Annotated in this window: 2 protein-coding genes and 1 pseudogene; 2 read left to right on the top strand and 1 reads right to left on the bottom strand. The window is 47.2% G+C overall.

Annotated elements, in window-relative coordinates; genetic code table 11:
- Together KDX37_RS29055 and KDX37_RS29060 are read left to right on the top strand one after the other, a co-directional pair.
- Positions 1-637, top strand: a pseudogene (locus tag KDX37_RS29055) (hypothetical protein); the annotation flags it as partial.
- Complete coding sequence (locus KDX37_RS29060) at positions 637-1113, top strand: lytic transglycosylase (RefSeq protein ID WP_231656615.1); 477 nt, start codon at positions 637-639, stop codon at positions 1111-1113. The pseudogene KDX37_RS29055 and the gene KDX37_RS29060, both read left to right, overlap by 1 nt.
- A gap of 409 nt (positions 1114-1522) precedes the next feature.
- Here KDX37_RS29060 and KDX37_RS29065 read toward each other — a convergent pair whose 3' ends face one another.
- Positions 1523-1879, bottom strand: a complete 357-nt coding sequence (locus tag KDX37_RS29065) for a helix-turn-helix domain-containing protein (protein WP_231656616.1) — start codon at positions 1877-1879, stop codon at positions 1523-1525.
- Positions 1880-2055 lie beyond the last annotated feature (176 nt).

Raw genomic sequence — 2055 nt, forward strand, 5'->3', positions numbered from 1 at the left:
GCAAGCGGATCTGCCGGAAGGCTACACACGCGTACTGAACACAAAAACCGGCAACTTCGAAGTCCGCAGCCCTACGGGTGATTTGCAATTTCCTGATTCAGAAGGCAACCTCATCCCCAAAGACGGGGGTAAGCTGGCTCAGCAGAAGCAGGCTGAGGAGAGGATTGCTGGTGCAAAAGCAACTGGCGGTGCTGCAGAAAAGGTAGATGATGTTGTAGCTCCATCGTCTAAACCTGAATGGTTGCAACGGCTTGATGCGGGTAATGAGTTTAATAAGGTACAGTCTAAAAACTATCCGAATAACGAAGTTTATATTCAGCGACCTGACGGGAATGGCTATTATCGTGTTGATTCGTATAATCCCATAAAAGGCGAAATCGTCTCTCGTAAATTGACACAGCTTTCAGAGGTTTCAGAGGCGACAGCAAAGAGCTACATAAGTGAGGCCATTACGAAATACCCTTCTGGTGCGACCATTGCGAAAGTTCCATCTAGTGGGTCTTTGGGTGGTCAAAAATTGCAAGGTACTGTTATTCTGGAGGTTCCTCCACAAAATGGAGTAATTCCAAAAACCATCTTGGACTCTGCCAATAAAGCAGGAATTTTAATTAGAGATACTAATAGGAAGGTGTATTGATGGAGCTGCCTATTTATTATTGTAAGACTTGGTTTCGGATGAAGAAGTTTGCGATAGAGCCTATGGATGAATCTCTGGCACATTCTAGGCATCTCTCGGGTGAGTCATATACAGCTCTCATTGGCTCGGACTCTGCGCCATCTTGCTTTGTTGAGTTCTCCATAGATAAAGGAATGGTTGGTGTCGGTTTTTTAGATAAAAAATGTCGTGAGTACCTGACCTACCAATTTCAAGTAACGGATGCGGATAACTTATTTTTGACTATGGCGACTCATCGTGAGTTTGAAAGGGATGGAGACGAGGTCATAGGTGGGGAATCCTATATTTTCAATGAGGAAGGCGGCCTTGTTATTAGGCGAGAAAAATTTAATCCTCATGAGATTGAAGAGGCCAGATCAAGTTTCGAACCGTCTCGAAATTATGAAAAAATTCCCAAGTTTGGTTGTTACTCTAATTTAACAAAAGCTGATAGATGAACAGGCAGGTGAGTTCCATTATAAATTTTAAGGGGTCTGAGTTGATATGGCACCGGCCTTGCGCCGGTGTTTTGCACCCTGATTGCACTCTTTTTGCATCCTACTTGCATCCTTTCCGCAGTCAAGTTGCATCCCTTTTGCACCCACCCCGACGACCTATGGTCTAGTTGCTCAATACGCCCTTTTTGAGCATGAATTTCCGCTCCTTAACAGGAGCAAAATCTCAATACACATCACGCACCTCTCGCGAGGCGGGTATTTTCTATATGTATCAATTAGTTATCCGGTTTCTGTCTTCTGGGTACTGTTATACATTTGTAATACAAAACACAGGGTTCGCCCAATAAACACTGGTGTGCGGTGTATTACCTTTGTAATACACAGATCTACCGCCTTTCGATTACTCCTTTCAATTAGTCGCTGGCCCTGCTGCACGGGCAATGGCCCCGGCTACCTGATGTTTCATCACTGCATCGAGCAGGCATCGGACCAGTTCTTGCTCTTCCGTCGGCATACGTGAAATCGCTTCGAACTGGTAGCACAGTCGATCATCTGGCCCGCGTTCGTCGGTTTCAAATAGCAAAAAGTCCGAGGTCACGTGCAGCGCGATAGCCAGCTTTTTCAGTACGTCGGCTGTAGGCAAGGAGCTAACAGCCTCGTATCGCTTTATCTGCTGCACATGAATCTCCGTTGCCGCCAAAAGGGATCGTTGTGTCATGCCGCGCTTTTTGCTTAGCTCGACGATGCGTTGGGAAAACAGCGCCACCGTCGTCGTGGGCTTTGGCGGAAGCGTCAGCGGCTCGGCTGGCTACGGCCAGACCAACGGGTCCACTCACTGGATCGAACGTAACCGCTCCATTAACCCCACATTCAAAGCACTAAGCTAATGCCAGATGCTGGGCTCCCGATTCTCTCAGGAGCCCATCGATCATGATGCGACCC

The organism is Pseudomonas californiensis (assembly GCF_021147775.1).
GTDB classification, from domain to species: Bacteria; Pseudomonadota; Gammaproteobacteria; order Pseudomonadales; family Pseudomonadaceae; genus Aquipseudomonas; species Aquipseudomonas californiensis.

What these genes read in the sequence shown, in the direction of transcription:
- KDX37_RS29060 (WP_231656615.1), top strand. Translation starts at nt 637, where the DNA reads ATGGAGCTGCCTATTTATTATTGTAAGACTTGGTTTCGGATGAAGAAG.